Source organism: Pedobacter agri (assembly GCF_032678665.1).
GTDB lineage: Bacteria > Bacteroidota > Bacteroidia > Sphingobacteriales > Sphingobacteriaceae > Pedobacter > Pedobacter agri_A.
This window is the reverse complement of the sequence record NZ_JAVTSH010000017.1, coordinates 1-2,656: the sequence shown is the minus strand read 5'-3', so window position 1 is coordinate 2,656 and position 2,656 is coordinate 1. Positions and strand designations below refer to the sequence as shown.

Here is a 2,656-nt window from a genome sequence, read left to right as displayed (position 1 = left end):
TGCATATACCAATAAATTTGACCCCCTTTCGCCAATTTTAAATTGACCCCCAGAGTTGTTGCTTGAAAAAAGCAGAAGTTGTTGTACGAAATGGCATTTTAGAATTGATCTTTCAAGTCCTGTTTAACAACTGTTATTTTACAAAAATACGTTTTCAATCTTAGAGTTTCTCCTCCTCATAGATTCACCAAATAATTCAACTCTCAATGAGTGATGAACGATACGGTCAAGAACCGCATCTGCTATTGTTTTCTCACCAATTATATCATACCATTCCTTCACTGGTATTTGTGATGTAACTATTGTTGAACGCTTCTGGTGCCTATCTTCAATGATGTCCAGTAAAGTAACCCTTGACTGTGGGTCGAAGGGCTGAAGTCCGAAGTCGTCAAGAATAAGAAGATCAACCCTTTCAATCTTTTTGAGTTCTGCCAGGATGGTACCTTTAGCCTTTGCCAACTTTAGCTGCCCCATAAGCTTAGCGGTATTGACATACAAAACTTTGTATCCATTCTGACATGCCTGATATCCAAGTGCGGTGGCCAGATAGCTTTTTCCGGTACCAGTGGAACCGGTTATAAAAAGATCCTTGTGCTCCTTAATGAAATCCAGGGCTGCAAGTCTGTGCACCTGATTCCTATCGAGGCCTCGCTCAATGGAGTAATCAATATGTTCAAGAGATGCCTTATATCGGAATGCAGCCGCCCTAATTGTCCTGTCCACCGAACGGTTGCGCCTGTCATCCCACTCGCTTGCAACCAGTACCGATATAAACTGATCAGTAGTTAGCGATTCCTTTACAGATGATTCCAGATTGGTCCTAAATGCATCGTACATTCCAAACAGCCTTAGCTGTTTCATTTTCTCTAATGTTTCATTGTTCATTTCTAATTGCTATTAATTGTTACTGGTAATATTCCTTACCCCTGATGTTTCCATGCTCAGGGATCTCTATTGTCTGTTCTTCTGCAGATAGCTGATCAAGCTGTTTTCGCAGGATCTCCTCAATTATGCGGTAGTTATACTGTCCAAGATTATCTGCCCAACGGCAGGCATTTTTTAGCCGGACCGTTCCAACACGACGTGCAAAGTTCAGTATGCCCGAGCAGGATTTATGGGCTTGCTCCGGATGTCCCTTATACTCAAGCACCTTTGATATATAACTGGCAACATCACTATGGATTTCTTCTGCCTGCTGTATAAAGTTCTCAGGAGTCCATTCTGAGATATACCGGTGCTGTGGCGCCAGATGGATTTCCTGGGTGGTATAATGGTGCTTTGTTCGCACTCTTGAATGTAAAGCTATCATGGTATAGTTGTAATAGACTTTTACAGAGCCGGAAGTGTACAGCAACTTCACCTTTTTGCCAACATAATTATATGGAACACTATAGTAGTGAACATCTTCACCCAGCCGTACATGCCCGTTTCTCATTACGGTAACCATCACCTGCTTATGCACCTCATATCGAACTGGATTAAGCACGGCAAGTGCTTCACGTTCGATTTCCTCAAACTGTTCCCTGCGTGAGTAGTTTCTACCAGAAAAGTGCTTGTTGTTATGGATTTCGAGCAGAGGCGCTATCGCTGCATTAAGCTGCTCCAGGGTTTCAAAACGGCGATTATCAAGTTTGTTGTAGATACTTCTATAAATGAGTTTCACAGCTCCTTCCACGAGTGATTTGTCGCGAGGTTTATAGGCACGTGCGGGAATAACTGTCGTTGCGTAATGTTCCGCAAATGCGGCAAACTCATCGTTCAGTACCGCCTCATACCTGCTTCCTCTTGTAACAGCGGAGCGAAGGTTGTCGGGCACGATCGCCTCTGGTACACCTCCGAAATAGCGAAGTGCATTTTCACAGGCGGCGATGAGATCCTCCTTCTTCTGTGAGGCCACAGCCTCAACATAGGTGAGCTGGCTGCAACCAAGTATCGCCACGAATACCTCTACGTCCTGCCTCGTATTATCATTCCCGATAAGAAATAGCTTTTTACCGGCAAAATCGATATATATCTTATCACCAGCCTTATGTTCAATATGCATCACCGATCTGGATAGCTGCAGATAGACCATTATGGCGTTATTAAAGTGTGAACGGCTATATCCGTCAGGGTGTTTCTGCACATATTCTTCGTGGAGAGATTCCCTTGTAACACCCTTTTTCTTCAATCTTTTACAGTAATCAGGTAATAGTGTTTGGAGAATCTGCATCCGGGGTGCACTGGAGATTCTGGCCACAGGTGTGGTGAAAATGACGGCCAGATCGCTATCGCTCTTGGCATTAAACTCTTCATAGCTGATGCCAAGTGCCTGCCAGATGCGAATATACTTTTTAATGGTATTACGTGAAGTTGATACCATTGCATGGATACGCTTGGTCCCGGTTCCCTGATTGTATAGACGGATGATCTGTCTTAGTTTATTCATTTTGATAGGCTTATTGGACATTGTAATCAGCAGTTTTTGTTCGGCTAAAAGCTAAACAAAAACATATTCCTATAAACCATTCAGCACAAACGAATCTGCGATTTCAAGGGGGTCAATTTGGATCGGCGCAAAGGGGTCTTTTTGCTTTGGCGAACCTTATCAAATTAACTCGGCAAAGGGGGGCTTTTTAAAGTGGCGAAGAGGGGTCAATTTGAAGCGGTTTATCCA

At 43.4% G+C, this 2,656-nt stretch carries 2 protein-coding genes; both read right to left on the bottom strand.

The window, feature by feature from the left end:
• Nucleotides 1–138 precede the first annotated feature (138 nt).
• Entirely contained in the window at nt 139–885 is a 747-nt protein-coding gene (istB, locus tag R2Q70_RS21815; RefSeq protein WP_316809673.1) for an IS21-like element helper ATPase IstB, read from the bottom strand.
• Between the two features lie 19 nt (nt 886–904).
• The gene (gene istA / locus R2Q70_RS21810; RefSeq protein ID WP_316809672.1) at nt 905–2,428 is read right to left on the bottom strand and encodes an IS21 family transposase; all 1,524 of its coding nucleotides are present in this window, start codon (nt 2,426–2,428) and stop codon (nt 905–907) included.
• Nucleotides 2,429–2,656 lie beyond the last annotated feature (228 nt).

Coding starts and splice junctions, on each gene's coding strand:
- istA (WP_316809672.1), bottom strand. CDS start 2,428: ATGAATAAACTAAGACAGATCATCCGTCTATACAATCAGGGAACCGGG.
- istB (WP_316809673.1), bottom strand. CDS start 885: ATGAACAATGAAACATTAGAGAAAATGAAACAGCTAAGGCTGTTTGGA.